Annotated in this window: 18 protein-coding genes and 1 tRNA gene; 6 read left to right on the forward strand and 13 right to left on the reverse strand. The window is 68.9% G+C overall.

Annotated elements, in window-relative coordinates; all coding sequences use genetic code 11:
- The first annotated feature begins 114 nt into the window (after positions 1 to 114).
- The gene (locus tag HSO01S_RS02755) at positions 115 to 1,071 is read left to right on the forward strand and encodes a Dyp-type peroxidase (protein WP_066039013.1); all 957 of its coding nucleotides are present in this window, start codon (positions 115 to 117) and stop codon (positions 1,069 to 1,071) included.
- 28 nt (positions 1,072 to 1,099) lie between these two features.
- On the opposite strand, the gene HSO01S_RS02760 is transcribed toward HSO01S_RS02755, so the two are convergent.
- On the reverse strand, positions 1,100 to 2,479 hold the full coding sequence (locus HSO01S_RS02760) for an NtaA/DmoA family FMN-dependent monooxygenase (protein WP_066039014.1): 1,380 nt from the start codon (positions 2,477 to 2,479) through the stop codon (positions 1,100 to 1,102).
- A 55-nt stretch (positions 2,480 to 2,534) separates the two neighbouring features.
- Here HSO01S_RS02760 and HSO01S_RS02765 point away from each other — a divergent pair, with 55 nt between their 5' ends.
- Positions 2,535 to 3,140 (forward strand): helix-turn-helix domain-containing protein, encoded by a 606-nt coding sequence (locus HSO01S_RS02765; protein WP_066039015.1) that lies wholly within the window; start codon positions 2,535 to 2,537, stop codon positions 3,138 to 3,140.
- Between the two features lie 39 nt (positions 3,141 to 3,179).
- Here the strand turns inward: HSO01S_RS02765 and HSO01S_RS02770 are convergent, their stop codons facing one another.
- The 7 genes from HSO01S_RS02770 to HSO01S_RS02800 form a co-directional block, all read right to left on the reverse strand.
- Positions 3,180 to 4,031 carry a mycofactocin-coupled SDR family oxidoreductase gene (locus HSO01S_RS02770; RefSeq protein WP_066039016.1) on the reverse strand — a complete coding sequence of 284 codons (852 nt, stop codon included), beginning with the start codon at positions 4,029 to 4,031 and terminating at the stop codon, positions 3,180 to 3,182.
- A 167-nt stretch (positions 4,032 to 4,198) separates the two neighbouring features.
- Positions 4,199 to 4,271 (reverse strand) — tRNA-Ala (locus HSO01S_RS02775).
- A 79-nt stretch (positions 4,272 to 4,350) separates the two neighbouring features.
- Positions 4,351 to 4,722: a ribosome silencing factor gene (gene rsfS / locus HSO01S_RS02780; RefSeq protein ID WP_066039017.1), complete on the reverse strand. Its 372-nt coding sequence runs from the start codon at positions 4,720 to 4,722 to the stop codon at positions 4,351 to 4,353.
- Positions 4,723 to 4,748: 26 nt separating this feature from the next.
- Positions 4,749 to 5,885: a hypothetical protein gene (locus HSO01S_RS02785; RefSeq protein ID WP_066039018.1), complete on the reverse strand. Its 1,137-nt coding sequence runs from the start codon at positions 5,883 to 5,885 to the stop codon at positions 4,749 to 4,751.
- Positions 5,886 to 5,932: 47 nt separating this feature from the next.
- Positions 5,933 to 6,586, reverse strand: a complete 654-nt coding sequence (gene nadD / locus HSO01S_RS02790) for a nicotinate-nucleotide adenylyltransferase (RefSeq protein WP_084361232.1) — start codon at positions 6,584 to 6,586, stop codon at positions 5,933 to 5,935.
- Positions 6,587 to 6,595: 9 nt separating this feature from the next.
- Positions 6,596 to 6,820, reverse strand: coding sequence for a hypothetical protein (locus HSO01S_RS02795; protein ID WP_066039020.1), 225 nt, complete (start codon positions 6,818 to 6,820; stop codon positions 6,596 to 6,598).
- Between the two features lie 41 nt (positions 6,821 to 6,861).
- On the reverse strand, positions 6,862 to 8,208 hold the full coding sequence (locus HSO01S_RS02800) for a glutamate-5-semialdehyde dehydrogenase (RefSeq protein ID WP_084361233.1): 1,347 nt from the start codon (positions 8,206 to 8,208) through the stop codon (positions 6,862 to 6,864).
- Between the two features lie 36 nt (positions 8,209 to 8,244).
- Between HSO01S_RS02800 and HSO01S_RS02805 the strand changes: the two genes are divergently transcribed.
- The 3 genes from HSO01S_RS02805 (at position 8,245) to HSO01S_RS02815 (ending at position 12,557) form a co-directional block, all read left to right on the forward strand.
- Entirely contained in the window at positions 8,245 to 9,183 is a 939-nt protein-coding gene (locus HSO01S_RS02805; protein WP_066039021.1) for an EamA family transporter, read from the forward strand.
- Positions 9,184 to 9,256: 73 nt separating this feature from the next.
- Entirely contained in the window at positions 9,257 to 11,485 is a 2,229-nt protein-coding gene (locus tag HSO01S_RS02810; RefSeq protein ID WP_157078856.1) for a hypothetical protein, read from the forward strand.
- Between the two features lie 4 nt (positions 11,486 to 11,489).
- Positions 11,490 to 12,557, forward strand: coding sequence for a YncE family protein (locus tag HSO01S_RS02815; protein ID WP_157078857.1), 1,068 nt, complete (start codon positions 11,490 to 11,492; stop codon positions 12,555 to 12,557).
- A 77-nt stretch (positions 12,558 to 12,634) separates the two neighbouring features.
- Here HSO01S_RS02815 and proB read toward each other — a convergent pair whose 3' ends face one another.
- From proB to rplU, 4 genes are all read right to left on the reverse strand, one after another.
- Complete coding sequence (gene proB / locus HSO01S_RS02820; protein ID WP_245635858.1) at positions 12,635 to 13,474, reverse strand: glutamate 5-kinase; 840 nt, start codon at positions 13,472 to 13,474, stop codon at positions 12,635 to 12,637.
- A complete protein-coding gene (gene obgE, locus HSO01S_RS02825) occupies positions 13,471 to 14,985 on the reverse strand; it encodes a GTPase ObgE (RefSeq protein WP_066039024.1) in 1,515 nt (504 codons plus the stop codon). Before obgE ends, proB begins: the two co-directional genes overlap by 4 nt.
- Before the next feature lie 120 nt (positions 14,986 to 15,105).
- Positions 15,106 to 15,366, reverse strand: coding sequence for a 50S ribosomal protein L27 (rpmA, locus tag HSO01S_RS02830; protein WP_066039025.1), 261 nt, complete (start codon positions 15,364 to 15,366; stop codon positions 15,106 to 15,108).
- Positions 15,367 to 15,378: 12 nt separating this feature from the next.
- Complete coding sequence (gene rplU / locus HSO01S_RS02835; RefSeq protein ID WP_066039026.1) at positions 15,379 to 15,687, reverse strand: 50S ribosomal protein L21; 309 nt, start codon at positions 15,685 to 15,687, stop codon at positions 15,379 to 15,381.
- A 156-nt stretch (positions 15,688 to 15,843) separates the two neighbouring features.
- Here rplU and HSO01S_RS02840 point away from each other — a divergent pair, with 156 nt between their 5' ends.
- Entirely contained in the window at positions 15,844 to 16,119 is a 276-nt protein-coding gene (locus HSO01S_RS02840) for a DUF4031 domain-containing protein (protein ID WP_066039027.1), read from the forward strand.
- A gap of 39 nt (positions 16,120 to 16,158) precedes the next feature.
- Here HSO01S_RS02840 and HSO01S_RS02845 read toward each other — a convergent pair whose 3' ends face one another.
- Positions 16,159 to 19,092, reverse strand: coding sequence for an Rne/Rng family ribonuclease (locus HSO01S_RS02845; RefSeq protein WP_066039028.1), 2,934 nt, complete (start codon positions 19,090 to 19,092; stop codon positions 16,159 to 16,161).
- Positions 19,093 to 19,282 lie beyond the last annotated feature (190 nt).

Consider the following 19,282-nt stretch of genomic DNA (forward strand, 5'->3'; position numbering starts at 1 on the left):
ATATCGGTTAATCCGTCCTGTCAAGTCAAAGATATATCGCTGAATTCCCAGAAGAAGGATCCTTCCTCTTCAGAGAGGACGACCCCCCTCCGCCCACGGCCATAGGATCGCAGCATGCATGACGAGGCCTGGGACCGCACTCCGATCGAACCGCAGAGCGTCGACGCCCCCCTGTCGACCGCAGCCGTCTTCCTGGTCGTCACGATCGCCGACGGAGACGACGCCGTCGCCACCGTGCGCGACGTGATCTCCGACATCGGCGGCCTGGTCAGGGCCGTAGGCTTCCGCGACCTGAACGCGCACCTCTCCTGCAACGTGGGCATCGGCTCGGATGCCTGGGACCGGCTGGGCCAGACCTCGCGCCCCGCGCAGCTGCGGTCGTTCTTCGAGGTCAAGGGACCGGTGCACACCGCCGTGTCGACGCCCGGCGACCTGCTGTTCCACATCCGCGCTGAGCGCGCCGACTTCGTCTTCGAGCTCGAGCGGCTCATCCTCACGACCCTCGGTGACGCCGTCACGGTCGCCGACGAGGTCAACGGGTTCCGGTACTTCGATTCGCGCGACCTGCTCGGGTTCGTGGACGGCACCGAGAACCCGACCGGCGCATCCATGGCCCGTGCCTCCCTGATCGGCGAGGAGGATCCGGAGTTCCGCGGCGGCAGCTACGTGGTGGTGCAGAAGTACCTGCACGACCTGACCGCCTGGACCTCGCTGCCGGTGGAGCTGCAGGAGAAGATCATCGGCCGCACGAAGCTCGACAACGTCGAGCTCGACGACGCGGTCGAGGGCCAGAAGGCGCACAAGACGCTCGCCACGATCGTCGACGCGAACGGCGTGGAGCACGACATCCTCCGCGACAACATGCCCTTCGGCCGCCCGGGTCAGGACGAGTTCGGTACCTATTTCATCGGCTACGCCCGCGACCTCTGGGTGATCGAGGAGATGCTGCGGAACATGTTCGTCGGCAACCCGGTCGGATCGTACGACCAGATCCTCGACTTCTCGACGGCTGTGACGGGCACGACGTTCTTCGTGCCGTCGAACGACGTGCTCGAAAGCCTCGGCGGCTAGACAGGCAGGCGTCTAGGCAGCTCGGCGGCTAGGCCGAACGCCCCACCCTGAAGTCGTACCCGCGATGGGTCTCGGGCAGCTGCGTGCAGCCCACGCCGAACAGGCGCTCGCGCAGGGTGTCCCCCTCGTACTCGTGGCGGGCGAGCCCCCGGTCGCGGAGCACCGGGAGCAGCAGGTCGATCAGGTCGTCGTAGGTTTCGGGAACGAGGTGCGGCTGGATGAGGAAGCCGTCGGCCCCGGTCGCCGCGACGAACTCCTCGATCTGGTCGGCGACCTCCTCGGGCGCCCCCACGAACACGCTGCCGTTGATGCCGGTGCGTCGGAAGTTCTCGAGGATGTCGCGGACCAGCGGCGCCGGCTTCCCGTCGGCTCCCAGGTAGCGCTCGAGGTTGGACTGCCCGAGCTCGGTGCTCTTCTGCGCGATCGGCTTGTCCGGATCCAGCGCGAGCAGGTCGACCCCGGTGTTGCCGGCGTAGATCGCGGCGGCGCCCTCGTCGGTCGACATCGCGAGCATCTCGGCGTGCTTGGCCCACGCCTCCTCGCTGGTCGGGGCGGTGATGAACAGGGCGCCCACCATGACCTTGATCGCGTCGGCGGGGCGCCCCGCGGCGACCGCGCTCTCCCGGATGCCGGCGATCGTGCGGGCCACGGTCGCGGGCTCCCCTCCGCCCACGAAGACCGCCTCGGCGTTGCGGCCCGCGAACTGACGGCCCCGCCCGGAGGCCCCGGCCTGCACGAGCAGGGGCGTGCGCTGCGGCGAGGGCGGCAGGTTCAGGATGCCGTCGGTCCGGAAGTAGGGACCCTCGTGATGCACCATGTGCACCTTCGCCGGGTCGGCGTAGACAGCGGACTCCTTGTCGAGAACGAGGGCGTCGTCCTCCCACGACCCCTCCCACAGGGTGAGGTTCACGTCGAGGTAGTCGTCGGCCATGTCGTAACGGAGGTCGTGCGCGATCAGCTCCTTGCCCATCAAGGCGGCGACGGTCGCTCCCGACGACCCGGTGACGATGTTCCAGCCGATCCGCCCGTCGGTGAAGTGGTCGAGCGTGGCGAACCGGCGCGCGTTGGCCGCGGGCGGCTCGACCGTGGTGGAGGTGGTCAGGATGTAGCCGAGCTTCTCGGTCACGGCGGCCAGGGCCGAGATCAAGGGCATCGGGTCGCCGTGCGGGATGCCCCGGCCCTCGCGCACCGAGGCGGGAAGCAGTTCGCCGTCGAGCGCCGGGAAGCCGTAGCTGTCAGCGAGGAAGAGGAAGTCGAGCTTCGCGTCCTCGAACTTCCGCGCCAGCGCGGTCCAGTGGGCGAGCTTGGTGAAGTTCGCCGACTCGTCGCGCGGACTCTGCCAGGCCGAGCCGACCGTGCCGTTCGGACCGATGTACTGGAAGATGCCGAAGACCAGGGGGCTGCTCATGGCAATATTTATCGCATAAATATTTTTCCGGGCTGTTTCGGGAGGTTTCGACGAGATGAACGACGACCGGCGACGCACGACGGGGCCGCTCGACGACGAGGCCGTCTCGATGGGCGCGCGCATCCGGAGCCTGCGGACAGAGCGCGGCCTGACGCTGGTACAGCTCGCCGTCGCGGCCGGGATGTCGCAGCCGTTCCTCAGCCTGGTCGAGCGCGGCCATGCCCGGCTCAGCCTCGCCTCGATGGCGAAGCTCTCCGCGGCTCTCGGCATCCGCTCGGGCGCCCTGCTCGCCGAGCCGGCGGCCAGCCGGTCGACCGCGGACGGCGTGGATGTCGTGCACCGGGCGGACGCGCGCGTCCCGTCGGGAGCGCGGTCGGTCTGGCAGCTCGCTCAGCTGCCGGGAGGACTGTTCGGCATCGAGATGTGGGGCAGCGAAGAGGTGTTCTCGGAGACGGCGGTGCACGACGAGGACGAGTTCCTCTACCTGCTCGAGGGAAGCCTCGAAGTCGGATTCGAGGTCGGCACGCCCGACGGCGCGGTGCACCGGCTTGGCGCCGGGGACTCGCTGACGGTCGCGGCGGGCATCCCGCACGGGTGGCGGGCCGTGGGCCCCGAAGGGTACCGGGTGGTCGTGGTGACCTCCGGGGGCCGCAGCCACTGAACGGGTTCGGCGTCTACCGCGGAGACCGCCTGTGCTACGTCACTTCGGGTCCATGTTGATGCCGGCCATCGCGAGGTGACCCGAGTCCACCGGCAGGCTGACGCCCGTGATGTTCGAGGCCATCTCGGAGTTGAGGAAGGCCGCGGCGTTCGCGATGACCTCAGGCTGCATGAAGCCGGATCCCTTGAGGATGCCGTAGGTGCGGCCCGCGGCCATCAGGTCGTCATACGTGCCGCCGGGGTGCCCGGCCATCATGTCGTAGCCCTGCTGATTGTTCGTCATTCCGGTGAGGATGGTTCCCGGGTTGACGGTGTTCGCGCGGATGCCCTGCGGGCCGAGCTCGACCGCGATCGCCTTCATCAGCCCCACCACGCCGAACTTCGCCGCCGTGTAGTGCGAGAAGAACGGTCCACCCTCCAGGCCGTTGACGGAGGAGGTCAGCACGATCGAACCCTGCTGGCGCTCGACCATGTGCGGCACGACCGCCTTGACCGACTGCCAGACGCCGGTGAGGTTGATGTCGATCATCTCCTGCCACTGCTCGCGGGTCATCTCGGCGACGGGGCCGAGGGTCCAGATGCCGGCGTTGCCGATCAGGCAGTCGATCTGGCCGAACTGGGCGATGCCCTCGGCGACGGCCGCGTCGAGCGCACCCTGGTCGCGGACGTCGGCCTCGATGCTGAGAACCCGGCGGTCGAGGGCCTCGACCTGGCTGACGGTCTCGGCCATGTCCTCGGCCGTGGTGTGGGCGTAGGGCACGGTGGCGAACGGCTCCGTCGTGTCGATGAATACGATGTCGGCGCCCTCCTTGGCTGAGACGACCGCGTGGGCCCGGCCCTGGCCGCGGCCTCCGCCGGTGATGAAGACGACTTTTCCGTCGAGAAGACCCATTTCATGCTCCTTTGCACTGGTGCTTTCGCTGGCTCGGATGCTTTGTTGCACTCGATGCCAGAAGGGTACTCCGCAGCCCTCGCGGGCGCGACCCCCGGCACGGTCGGCGATCTTCGGGCAGAAACGACGAAACCCCCGCCGATCTCTCGATCAGCGGGGGTTTTCTGTGGACCCGAGGGGATTCGAACCCCTGACCCCCTGCATGCCATGCAGGTGCGCTACCAGCTGCGCCACGGGCCCAGGTGACTGGGCGTTTTTCCCGATCTCCCGGAAACAACTTGTCTAGGTTACTACATGGAAAGAGTGCTCGTGAACCACTTCACGCATCCGCCGGGGTGACCGCGAGCGGCACGACCGGGCAGTCCTTCCAGAGGCGCTCGAGCGAGTAGTACATGCGGTCCTCCTCGTGGAAGACGTGCACGACGATGTCGCCGAAATCGAGCAGGATCCAGCGCCCGTCGGACAGGCCCTCGCGACGGATCGCCTTCGCGCCAGCCTCGGCCATCTTGTCCTGGATCTCCTCGGAGATGGCGATGACATTGCGCTCGTTGCGGCCCGAGGCCAGCAGGAACACGTCGGTGAGGGGCAGCGGCCCCGACACGTCGAGAGCGACGAGGTTCTCGGCCTGCTTGGAGTCGGCCGCCTGTGCGGCGATCTGGGTGAGTTCGAGGGAACGGGTGGAAGCGGTCACGAAGACTTTCTGGTCGTGGAGGTGGGTCAGAAGACCCGGAAGACGAAGACCGCGAACAGCAGGCCCACGACGCCGACCGCGAGCACGCCCGCGGTGATGGCGAGGACGAGCGGGGCGTTGGCGCGCGCGCGCTTCGGGGGCGTGATCAGCGAGGTCGACGAGGTGTTGGTGCTGATGGCGCGGCTGGCGCTCACGGGAGCGACCTCGGATCCGCCCATCTCGACCTCGTTGCGCTCGAGGAGCGTGTCGAGGTCGTTGGACTCGAGGCCGGATGCGGGGGCGCCGAGGGCACCGAAGCTGGCCGGGAGGTCGATCGACCCGGTGATGATGACCTCACCGGTCTCATCGAGGGCCGTACCGACGTCGTTGGAGCCGGGGACGGTGGGGAGCACGAGAGCGCTCGTCGTCGAGATCGAGTTCGCGGCGGCGGCGTTCCGCACCGAGATCAGGTCGTCGAACGAGGAGGGCAGCTGGTCGCTCGAGACGCGAGCGCGCTCGGACGGGCTCTGGAACAGGGGCGCCAGCGGGGGCTGGGCGGCGGCGGCCTCACGGGCCTCGCGCTCCTCGGCGGCGACGTGCGCCGCCGCCTCGGCGGTCGGGTCGACGGTCTCGGCGATCGGGACGTCGATCACCATCTCCTCGACCACGGTCTCGCCGGTGTCGTCGGAGGTGGTGATGATCTCGGCGTGCTCGGCGGTGTCGTCGTCGCCCTCGTCGGCGAACTGCGTGTCGTTGTCGGACGAGGGGATGAGCACGGGCTCGGACATCGGGACGACGTCGATCACGGGCTGCACGGTCGTCGCCGGCTCGGCGTCGTCGACCGCGTCGTCGGAGGAGACGATCTCGGGGACGATGGTGTCTTCGTCGATCTCGTCGATGGAGGCGGCGGAGACCGGTGACGGGGTCTCGGTCTGCTCGGCCTGCTCGGCCGCATCCACGGGCTGGGCCTCGGTCGCGGCTGCCGTCTCGGCGGGCGTGGCCGGCCCCTGCTCGCGCAGGGCGCGGCGGGACGCCGAGCCGGTGGACTCGGTGTCTGCGGCGTCGGCGCCTGCGGGCGCAGCGGCTGCGGCTTCGCGCTCGGCGTCGGCCTTGCGCGCGGCCTCGGCCTCTTCGGCCGCCTTGGCGTCAGCTTCGCGCTCCTTGCGCGGTTTCTGGCGCTCCATTTCACGTAGCTGGCGCCGCGTCAGCGGCTGCTCATCGTGCGACAAACTCATTCAACACTCCGATATAGGTGGTGCTTGGTGATGTACTGAACGACACCGTCGGGTACCAAGTACCACACCGGAAAACCCCGGCCGACCCGGCCGCGACAGTCAGTGGACGATATCGCAAGCGCCGGAACTTCCAAATAGCTTACGTCCTGCTGCGGCAAAGACGAAACCGCGAAGGTGTGACCGGGCCGGGAGACCGCCACGAAATGGGCGAGTCCCCACAGCTCGTCGACGTCTTTCCAGCTCAGGATCTGGGCGATCGCATCCGCCCCGGAGATGAAGAACAGGTCATCGTCGGGGTGCTGTTGCTTCAGGTCGCGGAGGGTGTCGATCGTGTACGTGACGCCGCCGCGGTCGATGTCGACGCGGCTGACGGTGAAGTTCGGGTTGGATGCGGTGGCGATCACCGTCATCAGGTAGCGGTGCTCCCCTGTCGTGACCGGCTCCTTGTGCCAGGGCCGCCCGGTCGGGACGAAGACGACCTCGTCGAGGTCGAACGAGTTCGCGACCTCGCTGGCGGCCACGAGGTGGCCGTGGTGGATCGGGTCGAACGTGCCGCCCATCACTCCGACGCGGCGGCGTCGCTTCGTGGACGGCGCATCAGACGGCGCATCCGCCTGCGGCTCGCCCGTCGCAGGCGTGAGGGTCGTCATCCTCCGGGACTAGTGGTCCGCGCCCGTGCGGTCGGCCTGACCGTGCACGTCGTGGGTCGCGGCGAAGGACGCCGACTTCTGCGGGTGGCGGTTCGCGACGTCGCGGTAGCTCCAGGTCACGAAACCGAGGGCGATGAAGACGACGGCCGCGATCATCCCGAACACGATGGGCGGGAAGGGGAGCACGACATGCTGGTCGACCTCGGCCGCGAGAACACTCACCAGAACGGACATTTCTACTCCCACAGGTCGTAACGAACTCTCTTACGATACCGCTAACTGCGGAACTGGCCCGACCCCCGCACCAGCCACTTGGTGCTGGTGAGCTCGGGCAGCCCCATCGGGCCGCGCGCGTGCAGCTTCTGGGTCGAGATGCCGACCTCGGCGCCGAAGCCGAACTCGCCGCCGTCGGTGAAGCGCGTGGAGGCGTTGACCATCACCACGGCCGAGTCGACTTCGTTGAGAAAGCGCTCGGCATTGCCCAGATCGTTCGTGATGATCGACTCGGTGTGGTGGGTGGAGTAGCGGCGGATGTGCTCCATCGCCTCATCGACGTCGCGCACGACGCGCACTGCGAGGTCGAGGCTCATGTACTCGGTGGCCCAGTCGTCCTCGGTGGCGACCACCGCATCCGGGAACAGGGCGCGCGTGGCTTCGTCGCCGTGGATGACGACACCGGATGCGGCGAGCCGCCCCAGCACCGGCCCGAGCAGGCGCTCTGCCGCGGCCTCGTGCACGAGCAGGGTCTCGAGGGCGTTGCAGACGCTAGGGCGCTGCACCTTGGCGTTGTGCACGATGTCGATCGCCCACTGCTCGTTCGCCGACTCGTCGAGGAAGACGTGCACCACTCCCGCGCCGGTCTCGATCACGGGGACCTTCGACTCGGTGACGACGGTCTCGATCAGCTGGGCGCTGCCGCGCGGGATGAGGACGTCGACCTTGCCGCGGGCGCGCATGAGCGCCTTGGCGCCGTCGCGGCCGAACTCGTCGATCGTCTGCACGGCGGCCCCGGGGAGGCCGACCTCTTCGAGGGCGCCCTGGATGAGCCCGACGAGCACGCGGTTGGTGTTCTCGGCGGCCGAACCGCCGCGGAGCACCACGGCGTTGCCGCTCTTGATCGCCAGCGCGGCGATGTCGACCGTGACGTTGGGGCGGGCCTCGTAGATCGCGCCGACCACACCGAAGGGCACGCGGACCTGGTCGATGCGCACGCCGTTGGGCAGGTTGCGGCCGCGGATGCTCTCGCCGACCGGGTCGGTCAGGCCGATGATCTCGCGCACGGCGCCGGCGAGCGAGCCGAGGCGGGGGGCGTCGAGGCGCAGGCGGTCTTGAAGGGCGGTGGAGAGGCCGTTCTCGCGGCCGTTGGCCAGGTCGAGGTCGTTGGCGGGGACGACCTCGGCGGCCGCGCCCTCGATCGCGCGGGCGATGGCTTCGAGGGCGCTGTTCTTGAGGTCGGTCGTGGCGGTGGCGAGCACGAGGGAGGCGGTGCGGGAGGCCGTGAGCTTGGCGTCGAAGGCGGGGTCGGGGGTCTGTGCCGTCTCGGCGTTCTCCGGGTTCTCCGTCTTCTCCGTCGAATTGGTGCGGACGGGCGTGACCTGATCGGGCGCGATAACCTCAGACATGCCCGAATTCTACGCGTCCGGGGCGGAGGTCGGCGGGTGGCGCTGATCGTTCTGTTGGCGCTGGGGTCGAGCCTCTTCTACGGCACCTCCGATTTCCTGGGCGCTCTGGCGGCCCGCCGGCTGGCCGTCCTGCCCGCCACGCTGATCACCTATCTCTTCGGGGCGGCGGTGATCGGTGTCGCGTTGCTCTTCGGCGGCTGGACCGTCTCCGAGCCGGCCCTCGTCGCCGGCTCGGCGGCCGCCCTGTTCGCGATCGTCGGCTTCGTCGCCTTCTATGCAGCGCTGGCGATCGGGCCGATGAGCCTCTTGTCGCCGGCGATCGCGGTAATCCAGGCCCTCGTGCCGATCGTGGCGGCCGCGGTCACCGGGCAGGCGCTCTCGCCGCTCGGCTGGGGCGCGGTGGCGCTGGCGGTCGTGGCGGGCATCCTGATCTCGGTGCAGCGGACCCCCGGCGCCCTCCGCGTCACGCTGCCGGGCGCGGTGCTGGCGCTCGTCTCGGGCGTCACGCTCGGGGCGTCGATCGTGGCGCTCGACTCATCCCCCGCCTCCTCGGGCCTGTTCCCGGCTTTCCTCGAGATGGCGGGCGGCATCCTCGTCCTGGCCCTGCTCATGCTCGCCCTCCGCCTCCTCCACCTCCGCCCCACCTGGCTGGCCGCCGACCCCACCCCGCCGGCCGCGCCCGCCGCTGCCACCCTTCCGCCCGGGTCGGATGGCGCGTCGGATCGACCTCGGGGTGCTTCTCGTCCGGCGTCGCTCACGGCGGCGGCCGCAGGCCTCCTCCTCGGCACGGCCAACGCCCTCCTCCTGCTCGCCCTCCACGGCGGAAACCTCGCGGCCGTCTCGGTGCTCTCGGCCCTCTACCCGATCGCGACGGTCATCCTCGCCGCCCTCGTCCTCCGCGAGCGCGTCTCCCCCACGCAACTCGCCGGCATCGCCCTGGCCGTCCTGGCGGCCACCCTCCTCAGCCTCTCCTGAACTCACTGCTTGAGAACCGGCCACCGTCATGGCACTCTTACCTGAGTTTCCCTCAGTTAAGAAAGTTGATCCGATGTCCTCAGCAGTATCTCCACCCCGAAGCGGGCCCTTCCGCTCCCGATCCCTGGCGGGCCTGGGCCTCGTCGCAGCCCTCCTAGCGGGCGGTCTGGTCCACCTCGCCGCCCCCGCGGCCGAGGCCCTCCCCGCCGAGTGCCAACCTCGTTTCGACGGCTGGACCAGCAAAGGCAGCTACACCTGGTTCGACGAGAAGGGACAGGAGCACATAACCGAGCTGGGGGTGAAGGAGAAATGGGTTCTCGGCTCGAATTGCGATGTCATCTACAACCCGACGGACATCCCGGACCGAGATGGCAGCGCTCCGGCCCCCGACGTTCCAAGCTCGCCGGGTCCTGTGGTCCCCCCGCCCCCGCCTTCGGTGCCACCAGGGGCCGGCCCAAAATGCGTCGCCGGAGCCAACAACGCCACGACGCCCGGAATGGACCCTGAAGGCGCGACCGGAACCGGAGACCTCGTCAAGGAGAACGTCGAAGCCGGCCAGAAGACAAACGATCTGGTGCTCAACATGACATCCCCCTCGCGGATCGTCTCCATGAATGTCAACCTCGGCACTCCTGAGTCCGGTGTTCCCGGTTCTAACCCCTTCGAGGGAATGACCCCCGAGCAGGCGGCGCAGTCCCTCTACTGGCCCGGCGGTGAGCTTCCCTATCTCGAGACGGGCGGCCCCGCGAGTGAGATCCTGAACGACATCGCGAGGCTCGCGATCCGAGCAGCCCAAGGACACGCCGGGTCCAAGTCAGCGTTCCTGCGTAATTTCGGAAAGTACCCGCCCACGACCCGCAACCTCGTCATTAAGGAGGTCCTGGACATCCTCGACAAGGCCGAAGCTCAGTACGTCGCGACGTACAAGACGCTTCCCCCGGGCGCGCAGGATCTCGTGGACGGCATCTTCGAACTGATCGATCTCGCTCTGAAGGTGCCGATCGATGGGCCCGCTCCTGCCGACCTGGCGCCGCTTTATGCGGCAGCTGCCAGAGAGGGTTCGTCGGGCACAGCCTCCGGAAGCGCCTGCGGACAGATCGCGGCCGCCGAGGTCGCGCCGATGGCCGGATTGACCACCGGCTCCGATTGGGTGACGATCACACTTACGGGCACGGTTCATGGAACCGTGATCGACCGTCTCAAAGCCCTCGCCGCTACGGCCCCGCCGCTGTACTGTCCGCCGACGACGGTGGACGCCGTGGCCGGCCAGGAGATGATCCACAATGTGACCGACGAGTGCGTCGGAACGGTTTCGTCCGTGCGGCTGCTGAACCGCCGCGAGATCAACTCCCTTCCCAGCGCGCAGTCCCGATCCCTCATGCTCAACACGGCGGAATCGGTGGACTCGGACCTCGTTGCCTCGGCCTCATTAGCGAGCTTCGCTGACCTGGACTCGACATCGTGGCTCGCCGAGGGAAACGCCGGCTTCGGTGCCGGGCGCACCGGCGATCTCCGGTACAAAGCACCCGAGACGGCCGGGGGTTACAGCGATGCACTCGTCGCCGCCGCAACCGGCACCGACGGAATCGAACGCCCGTTCCTCGTGAAGGTCATCGTGCGCACGCCACCAGTGTGCAAAACGGACGGGCCGATCCACGGCCTGGACCCGGACGGCACCCACGGGGCTCTCACAGGCGGCACGCTCGAAGTGAATCGCGGGCAGTTCTTCCTGATCGATCCCAAGATGCTGTGCTCGACGGACGGTCGCGACAGCTACCGGGTCGACATCGCCGGAGCGATCCCGGGGACGACTCGAGAGGTGGATGCCGATGGGAACTACCTGTACACCTGGAACGACACCGGCAAGGTCGGCCAGGTCGGCACGCTGGTCGTGACCGGGTGGGACGAAGTGACCGGAGCGCCGAGCGCACCTGTCAGCCTCAAGGTCGTCGTGCGCGACGTGGCTCCTGTCTGCAAGGACGTGAACCTCACCTACGACGCCGCGACTCTCAAGGGCGCACCGATGACTGTGCCCCTGGATTGTGCACTGCCCGACGGATTGGCGCTGCTCGAGACTCCCGTGGCTCGCTTCCCGGGGACCTCGTCGGACGACGGCACGGTGTTCGAGCAGCCGGAAGGGACCTTCCGGGTCACCGGATCCACGGTCACCTTCACGCCGTCAGCCGGAGCGAGGGGCAGCATGACCGCCACCGACGTGCGCGCGTGGTCGTCCGCCCCCGGCGGCGACCTGCGGCCGCGGGAGAGCAACGCGTTCGCGATCCGCATCGAACTGAAGGGATAGAAGGATGCGCAACTTCAGCAAAGCAACTGTCGCCGCAGGTGTGGCGGCCGTGATCCTGACGGCGGGCGTGATCCCCGCCGCCCACGCCGAGGTGACCGAGATCGATCCGGGCGGGTTCACGCCTTCCTCGATCGCGGTCGATCCGAACACGCATCGAGCGTTCGCTTTGGATGCACGGGATGGCTCGATCACCGTGATCGACACCACCACGAATGCCGTGATCGGCAAACTGCCCGGAACGCTCGGCTGGTCACACGACGAAGCCTTCCTGGCGGTCGACCCTGCGCTCGGCCAGATCTACACGATCGGCATGTGGATGCCGGTCGCGGGAGGCCGTGAGTATTTCATCGATGTGCAGACCGAGGACCTGGGTGGATTCCCCGCCGGATGGAGCGGGAGTGGGAGGACCCTCGGGCGGAACGTCCGGCCGACGGCCGCGGCAATCGATCCATTCACCCACGCGGTGTTCGTCTCGACCGCCGAGTCGTCGGGCCCGCTGACGATCAACCGGTTGATGACCCTCACCGGCGGTACCCGGCCGTACGACGTCGGTCCGCTGACCCAGCTCGTGCGTCTGCCGAACAACCAGGCGGTGGACTCGCTCGCGGTCGATCCGCTACTGCGGCAGGTGTACGTCTCGAACCCGGGCGCGGGCAGCGTCTCGGTGATCGACGAGGTGACGGGCGCCTACAAGGGGCTCGACATCGCCGTGGGGCGTCAGCCCCGCGGCCTCGCGGTCGACACGTACACCCACGAGGTGTTCGTCGCGAACGCGGGGTCGGGAACGGTCGGAGTGATCGACGGCTACAGCCGCACGGCCACCGCCGCCGCGATCCCCGTGGGCGGGGTCCCGGATGAGGTCGATATCGATCAGATCCGCGGCCGGGTCTACGTGAAGCAGGACGGCGCGGGTGGTTCCGACTCGGTCAGCACCTTCGACAGCGCCACCCACACCGCGGCGGGCTCGCCCGTCGCAGTCGGGCCCACGCGCGAGGTCGCCATCGACGGCCTGAACCATTCCGTCTACGCCGCCAAGGCGACCGGAAGCTCCATCACGGTCGTGACGGAGTAGCGCCGAAGAAGAGAAGCGGGGTGCGTCCGGTCGAAACCGGGCGCATCCCGCCTCGTCGCGTGGGGCGCGCCAGTACTTCAGTCGGCGACGAGGGTGAAGGAACCCGTGGGGGTTCGGGGGGCCGGGTCGGGCGAGGGCTCGAAGAAGGTGCCGATGTCGTCGCCCGAGAGGGCCGCGGCAACCTGGGCCGTCGAGGTCACGAGCACGGCCGTGCCCGAGGCCGCCGCCAGGCGGGCCGCCTGCACCTTGGTCGCCGCTCCCCCGGTGCCGACGCCGGCCGCTCCGACCGAGCCGAAGGTGACTCCGGCGAGGTCGTCGCCGAGGGGCACGGAGGTGATCTTCACCGCACCGGGCTCCTGCGGGGGGCGCGTGTAGAGCGCGTCGACGTCCGAGAGCAGGATGAGCGCATCAGCCCCGACCAGCTGCGAGACGAGGGCGGCGAGCCGGTCGTTGTCGCCGAAGCGGATCTCGTGGGTGGCGACGGTGTCGTTCTCATTCACGATCGGCAGGATGCGGAGGCCGAGCAGGCGGTCCATCGCGCGCTGCGCGTTCGAGCGGTGCGTGGGGTTCTCGAGGTCGCCCGCGGTCAGCAGGACCTGCCCCGCCACGATCCCGTAGCGCCGCAGGCTGTCTCCGTAGCGCAGGATGAGCACGTTCTGGCCGACCGCGGCCGCCGCCTGCTGCGTCGCGAGATCGGTGGGACGGGCGTCGAGCTGCAGGTACGGCATGCCCGTGGCGATCGCTCCGGAGGAGACCAGGATGACCTCGGTGCCGCGGGCATGCGCCGCCGCGAGGGCGTCGACGAGCGGCTCGATCTGGCCGGCGTTCTCGCCGCTGATCGACGAGGAGCCGACCTTCACCACGACCCGCCGGGCCCCGGGGATCCCGGCGCGCGACAGGAGGGGGCTACGGGTCACGACTCGTCCTCGTCGTCGTTCTTCCAGAGCCCCGCTTCCTTCTCGCGGACCAGCTCGGCACGGGCCTCGGACTTCGCGTCCATCAGGTCGTAGTACTCCTCGCGGCGCTGGTGGCTCGTGCGGCGACGCGGGCCGTCCAGGCGCGCATCCGTTCCACGCGGGGCGGTGACCAGCTCGGCGGTCGAGGTGAGCGTGGGCTCCCAGTCGAAGACGATGCCGTTGCCGGCGCCGATGACGACGGCCGAGCCGGCGACGGCTCCGGCCTTGAACAGCCTGTCCTCGACGCCGAGCTTCGCGAGCCGGTCGGCGAGGAAACCGACGGCCTCGTCGTTGGTGAAGTCGGTCTGCTGCACCCAGCGCTCGGGCTTGGCGCCGAGGATGCGGTACACGTTGCCGTGCGTGCCGCCCTCGACCTTGATCTCGAAGCCGGCCTCGTCGACCGCGCGGGGGCGCATCACGATGCGGGTGGCCTTGGGCTCCGCGGCGGCGAGCACCCGCGCATCCTCGACCAGCTGGCCGAGCGCGAAGGAGAGCTGACGCAGACCCTCGTGGCTCGCCGTCGAGATCTCGAAGACGCGGTAGCCGCGGGCCTCGAGGTCGGGCTTGACGAAGTCGGCGAGCTCGCGCGCCTCGGGCACGTCGATCTTGTTCAGCGCGATCAGCTGCGGCCGGTCGAGCAGGGGCACCTGGCCCTCGGGCACGGGGTACGCGGCCAGCTCGGCCTGGATGATGTCGAGATCCGAGATCGGGTCACGGCCGGGCTCGAGCGTGGCGCAGTCGAGCACGTGCAGCAGAGCGCTGCAGCGCTCGACGTGGCGGAGGAACTCCAGGCCGAGGCCCTTGCCCTCGCTCGCGCCCTCGATCAGACCGGGCACGTCGGCGATGGTGTACCGGATGCCACCGGACTCGACCACACCCAGGTTCGGGTGCAGCGTCGTGAACGGGTAGTCGGCGATCTTCGGCTTCGCGGCCGACATCGCGGCGACGAGACTCGACTTGCCCGCCGAGGGGAAGCCCACGAGGGCGATGTCGGCGACCGTCTTGAGCTCGAGCAGGACGTCGCCCTGCCAGCCCTCGGTTCCGAGCAGCGCGAAGCCGGGAGCCTTGCGCTTGGTGGTCGAGAGCGCGGCGTTGCCGAGACCGCCCTGACCGCCCTCGGCGATGACGTAGCGCATGCCGGGCTCGGCCATGTCGATCAGCTCGTCGCCGTCGGCGCTCTTCACGACCGTGCCGACGGGCACGCTCAGCTCGAGCTCCTCGCCGTTGGCGCCGGCGCGGTGGTCGCCCATGCCGGGGCCGCCGTTGGTCGACGAGACATGCGGATGCCGGTGGAATCCGAGAAGAGTCGTTGTTTGCGGGTCGCTGACGAGCACGATGTCGCCGCCGTGCCCTCCGTTGCCACCGTCGGGGCCTGCGAGCGGCTTGAACTTCTCGCGGCGCACGGACACGCATCCGTTGCCGCCGTTGCCGGCCCTGAGGTGCAGGGTCACATGGTCGACGAAAGTCACCATTACGGTTCCCTCACACTCTCTTCTCATACTGCAGTGGCCGGCGCCCTCGGGGGCACCGACCGGAAAACCAAAAGCAGGGGCGGGCGCTAGGCCCACCCCTGCTCGAAGCGACTCGCGACGTTACTCGGCGGCCGCTGCGACGATGTTGACGACCTTGCGGCCACCCTTGTTGCCGAACTCGACCGCACCAGCCGACAGGGCGAACAGCGTGTCGTCTCCGCCACGGCCGACGTTGATGCCGGGGTGGAAGTGCGTGCCGCGCTGGCGGACGATGATCTCGCCCGCGCCGACGACCTGGCCACCGAAGCGCTTCACGCCGAGACGCTGAGCGTTGGAATCACGACCGTTGCGAGTGGAGCTCGCGCCCTTTTTGTGTGCCATCTGCCTTGATCCTTACTTGATTCCGGTGACCTTGACACGGGTCAGCTCCTGGCGGTGGCCCTGGCGCTTCTTGTATCCGGTCTTGTTCTTGAACTTCTGGATGACGATCTTCGGGCCGCGGAGGTCTTCGAGGACCTCGGCGGTGACCTTCACCTTGGAAAGCGACGTGGCGTCGGAGGTGATGTTCTCACCGTCGACGAGCAGCACTGCCGCCAGTTCGATGTTGCCGTCTTTGTCAGCCTTGATCCGGTCGAGGGTGACAATGGTGCCGACCTCTACCTTTTCCTGCCGACCACCGGCGCGCACAACTGCGTAAACCAATTTACGTACCTAACTCTTTTAGGGGCCCTCAAAAGCGCAATCTGCAACGCTTGGAAGTCTTGGCGATAGCGAGAGAAAGCTCTACGCACACCAGCGGTCAAGCTTACTTGAATCCGCGATTTCGGTCAAACCGGGCCGAGTGGGATACTCAGCCTCGTGACCGTGTTGATCGACAAGCCCATGTGGCCAGCCCACGGTACCATCTGGGGCCACCTCGTCAGCGACGAATCGCTGGAGGAACTGCACGTCTTCGCGCGGATGGCCGGGTTGCCGCCGCGCAGCTTCGATCTCGACCACTACGACGTGCCGGTCGACCGGTACGACGAGCTGGTGGCCGCAGGCGCGCTGCCGGTCAGCTACCGCGACCTGGTGGTCAGGCTGCGGCGGAGCGGCCTCCGAATCCGTTCGAAGGACCGCCCCGCCAAGCACTGACCGGGCACCCGAGGGTGCCGCGGATGCGGGCGCTGCCGGCTACTTGTCGTCGACCGGAGCCGACACCGCGGCCGTCGACACCCGGCGGCTGCGTCCGCGGCCCTGACCGGGCTGCTTCGGCTCGGGAAGGGCGTCGAGCACGGAATCGAGCAGCTGCGTCGCATCCGGAGTCACCACGCGGGGCGCACGGGCGGCCTTCGTGACGGGGATGTCGAGGATCGCGACCGGGACGTCGTTCTCGGGCTCGCGAGCCGCAGGAACCTCTGCACGCGCCTGCGCAGGCGCCTCCGCCGGCACGTCGGCCGCAGCGTGCTGCGGCTGCGCCTGCGGTTCGGCCTGCGTCTGCTGCGAGTCCGCCTCGGCCTCGCCCCTGCTGTGGCGCGACTTGCGGCGACGCGAGCTGGATGCGGTGGCCGCCTTCTCGGAACGCGTCTCCCCCGCTGCCGGCTCGGCTGCGCGGGATTCGGAGCCGTCGACCGGGGTGGTGACCGAATCGGGGGCGGCCGCCTCGGGCGAGGTGGACGCGGCAGGCGCCGCATCCGTCGCCGCCTCGGCCGGGATCGTCTGGATCGCACCGGTCGCCGGAGCGATCGTGCTCGCCGCGATCTTGGCCAGAGCGTTCTTCGCGTCGTCGGTGATGGCGTGGGTGACCCCGTTGCCGTTGCTCGAGGACGAGCCGTTGCCGTTCGACGACGACCCGTTGCCGCCACCGTTGCCGTTACCGCCGTTGCCGCCGTTCGACCCGCCGTTGCCGTTGCCGCCGCGCGAGCGACGGTTGTTCGACGAGGAGTTGCCGGCCTGCGGGGGCTGGCTCGACTGGCGGTGCTTCACGACGGGGTCGTGGTGCACGATGATGCCGCGGCCGGCGCAGAACTCGCACGGCTCGCTGAAGGACTCCAGGAGCCCGAGGCCGAGCTTCTTGCGGGTCATCTGCACGAGTCCGAGCGAGGTGACCTCGGCGACCTGGTGCTTGGTGCGGTCGCGTGACAGGCACTCGATCATCCGGCGCAGCACGAGGTCGCGGTTGGACTCCAGCACCATGTCGATGAAGTCGACCACGATGATGCCGCCGATGTCGCGGAGCCGCAGCTGCCGCACGATCTCCTCGGCGGCCTCGAGGTTGTTCTTCGTGACCGTCTCCTCGAGGTTTCCGCCCGAGCCGACGAATTTGCCGGTGTTGACGTCGACGACCGTCATGGCCTCCGTGCGGTCGATCACCAGCGAGCCGCCCGAGGGCAGCCAGACCTTGCGGTCGAGGGCCTTCTCGATCTGCTCCGAGATGCGGTACTCGTCGAACGCGTCGCGCTCGCCCTCGTACTTCTCGACGCGGTCGAGGAGGTCGGGAGCGACGGCTGCGAGGTAGTTCTCGATCGTGGCCTGGGCGTCGTCGCCGGAGATCACGAGCTTGTGGAAGTCCTCGTTGAAGACGTCGCGCACGATCTTGATCAGGAGATCCGGCTCGGAGTGCAGCAGGTGCGGAGCCTGCTGCTTCTTGACCTGCTCGCTGATGTGCGCCCACTGCGAGGTGAGGCGGTTGACGTCGAGGGTCAGCTGCTCCTCGGTGGCGCCCTCCGAGGCGGTGCGCACGATGACGCCGACGTTGTCGGGGAGCACCTCCTTCAGGATGCGCTTGAGCCGGGCACGCTCGGTGTCCGGCAGTTTGCGTGAGATGCCGTTCATCGAGCCGTTCGGCACGTAGACGAGGTAGCGGCCGGGCAGGCTGACCTGGCTGGTGAGGCGGGCGCCCTTGTGTCCGACCGGATCCTTCGTGACCTGGACGAGCACGGTGTCGCCGGACTTCAGCGCGAGTTCGATGCGGCGGGGCTGCGTGCCCTTGCCCTCGTTGTTCTCGGCCGCGGCATCCCAGTCGACCTCGCCGGAGTAGAGCACGGCGTTGCGGCCGCGGCCGATGTCGACGAAGGCTGCCTCCATGCTCGGCAGCACGTTCTGCACGCGGCCGAGGTAGACGTTGCCGATGAGCGAGGCGTCCTGCGCCTTCGCGACGTAGTGCTCGACGAGCACGCCGTCTTCGAGGACGCCGATCTGGATCTTGTCGTTCTTGGCGCGGACCACCATCACGCGGTCGACGGCCTCGCGGCGGGCGAGGAACTCGGCCTCGGTGACCACGGGGCGGCGTCGGCCGGCGTCACGGCCGTCGCGACGGCGCTGCTTCTTGGCCTCGAGCCGGGTGGAGCCCTTGACGCGCTGCGGCTCGGTGATGAGCTCGGGCTCGCGCGGGGTGCGCACCTTGACGACGGTGTTCGCCGGGTCGTTGTCTCCCCCGCGCCCCTCTTCGCCGGAGCGGCGGCGCGAACGGCGTCGGACGCCCGACTCGGACGGCTGACCGCCGCGGTCGTCGCGGCCGTCGTCGTCGCGGTCGTCACCGAGATCGCGGCCCCGGTCGTCGCGGCGGTCGTCCCGGTTCCGGTCGCCGCCGCGCGGCGGCAGCGGAGGAAGGTCGGGCAGGTCGGGTGCCTGGAAGAAGAGCGAGGTGGTGCTGAGGGCACGCGCGGGAGGCGCGGCAGGAGCATCCTGACCGGCGGAGGCGTTGCCAGAGACGCCGGCCGCGAACGGGGCGAGGCCCGGCTCGTCGTCGTGCTGGACCTCGAGCACGGCCGCGGCGGCGAGGCCGGAACCGGTCGCGGGGGCCGCAGCCTCAGGAGCAGCGGTGTCAGCGCCGACAGCGTCGAGCTCAGCAGCGTCTGCCGCAGCGGCGTCAGGCTCAGCAACTGCGGGCACGGCGGCCTGCGGCGCATTGGCCTGCGGTGCGTTCGTCTGGGGCGCCGAAGCCCGGCGCGAGGAGCTCCGTGGCTCCGGCTGCGTTGCGGGAGTCTCGGGCTGCGCCTCGGGCATCGAACCCTGGGGCTCGGTCTTCTTCACCGCCCGGCGGCCGCCGAACAGACGGGTCTTCCGCCGCCCTGTTCCCTCTCCGTTGTTCGCATCCTGGTCATTGTGTGAATTTTTCTCCACCATCTCTGGTGCAACTCCTTGCCAGCCAGGGGCTCACGCCCTCCGGCAGGTACTCTCAAGAACGAAGATCCGCGTTCGCGAAGCTCTCCGCCAATCTCTCTGGTGCGCCGGCCCGGTGATGACCGGGGCCGGTCGCTCTGTCTGTCTTCTGCGTCGGACCGGGTGCCGCGAGGAGCATCGCTCTCGTGCAGCC

Source organism: Herbiconiux solani NBRC 106740 (assembly GCF_001571005.1).
GTDB lineage: Bacteria > Actinomycetota > Actinomycetes > Actinomycetales > Microbacteriaceae > Herbiconiux > Herbiconiux solani.

What these genes read in the sequence shown, in the direction of transcription:
- HSO01S_RS02755 (WP_066039013.1), top strand. Translation starts at nt 115, where the DNA reads ATGCATGACGAGGCCTGGGACCGCACTCCGATCGAACCGCAGAGCGTC.
- HSO01S_RS02760 (WP_066039014.1), bottom strand. Translation starts at nt 2,479, where the DNA reads ATGAGCAGCCCCCTGGTCTTCGGCATCTTCCAGTACATCGGTCCGAAC.
- HSO01S_RS02765 (WP_066039015.1), top strand. Translation starts at nt 2,535, where the DNA reads ATGAACGACGACCGGCGACGCACGACGGGGCCGCTCGACGACGAGGCC.
- HSO01S_RS02770 (WP_066039016.1), bottom strand. Translation starts at nt 4,031, where the DNA reads ATGGGTCTTCTCGACGGAAAAGTCGTCTTCATCACCGGCGGAGGCCGC.
- HSO01S_RS02785 (WP_066039018.1), bottom strand. Translation starts at nt 5,885, where the DNA reads ATGGAGCGCCAGAAACCGCGCAAGGAGCGCGAAGCTGACGCCAAGGCG.
- nadD (WP_084361232.1), bottom strand. Translation starts at nt 6,586, where the DNA reads ATGACGACCCTCACGCCTGCGACGGGCGAGCCGCAGGCGGATGCGCCG.
- HSO01S_RS02795 (WP_066039020.1), bottom strand. Translation starts at nt 6,820, where the DNA reads ATGTCCGTTCTGGTGAGTGTTCTCGCGGCCGAGGTCGACCAGCATGTC.
- HSO01S_RS02800 (WP_084361233.1), bottom strand. Translation starts at nt 8,208, where the DNA reads ATGTCTGAGGTTATCGCGCCCGATCAGGTCACGCCCGTCCGCACCAAT.
- HSO01S_RS02810 (WP_157078856.1), top strand. Translation starts at nt 9,257, where the DNA reads ATGTCCTCAGCAGTATCTCCACCCCGAAGCGGGCCCTTCCGCTCCCGA.
- HSO01S_RS02815 (WP_157078857.1), top strand. Translation starts at nt 11,490, where the DNA reads ATGCGCAACTTCAGCAAAGCAACTGTCGCCGCAGGTGTGGCGGCCGTG.
- obgE (WP_066039024.1), bottom strand. Translation starts at nt 14,985, where the DNA reads ATGGTGACTTTCGTCGACCATGTGACCCTGCACCTCAGGGCCGGCAAC.
- rpmA (WP_066039025.1), bottom strand. Translation starts at nt 15,366, where the DNA reads ATGGCACACAAAAAGGGCGCGAGCTCCACTCGCAACGGTCGTGATTCC.
- HSO01S_RS02845 (WP_066039028.1), bottom strand. Translation starts at nt 19,092, where the DNA reads ATGGTGGAGAAAAATTCACACAATGACCAGGATGCGAACAACGGAGAG.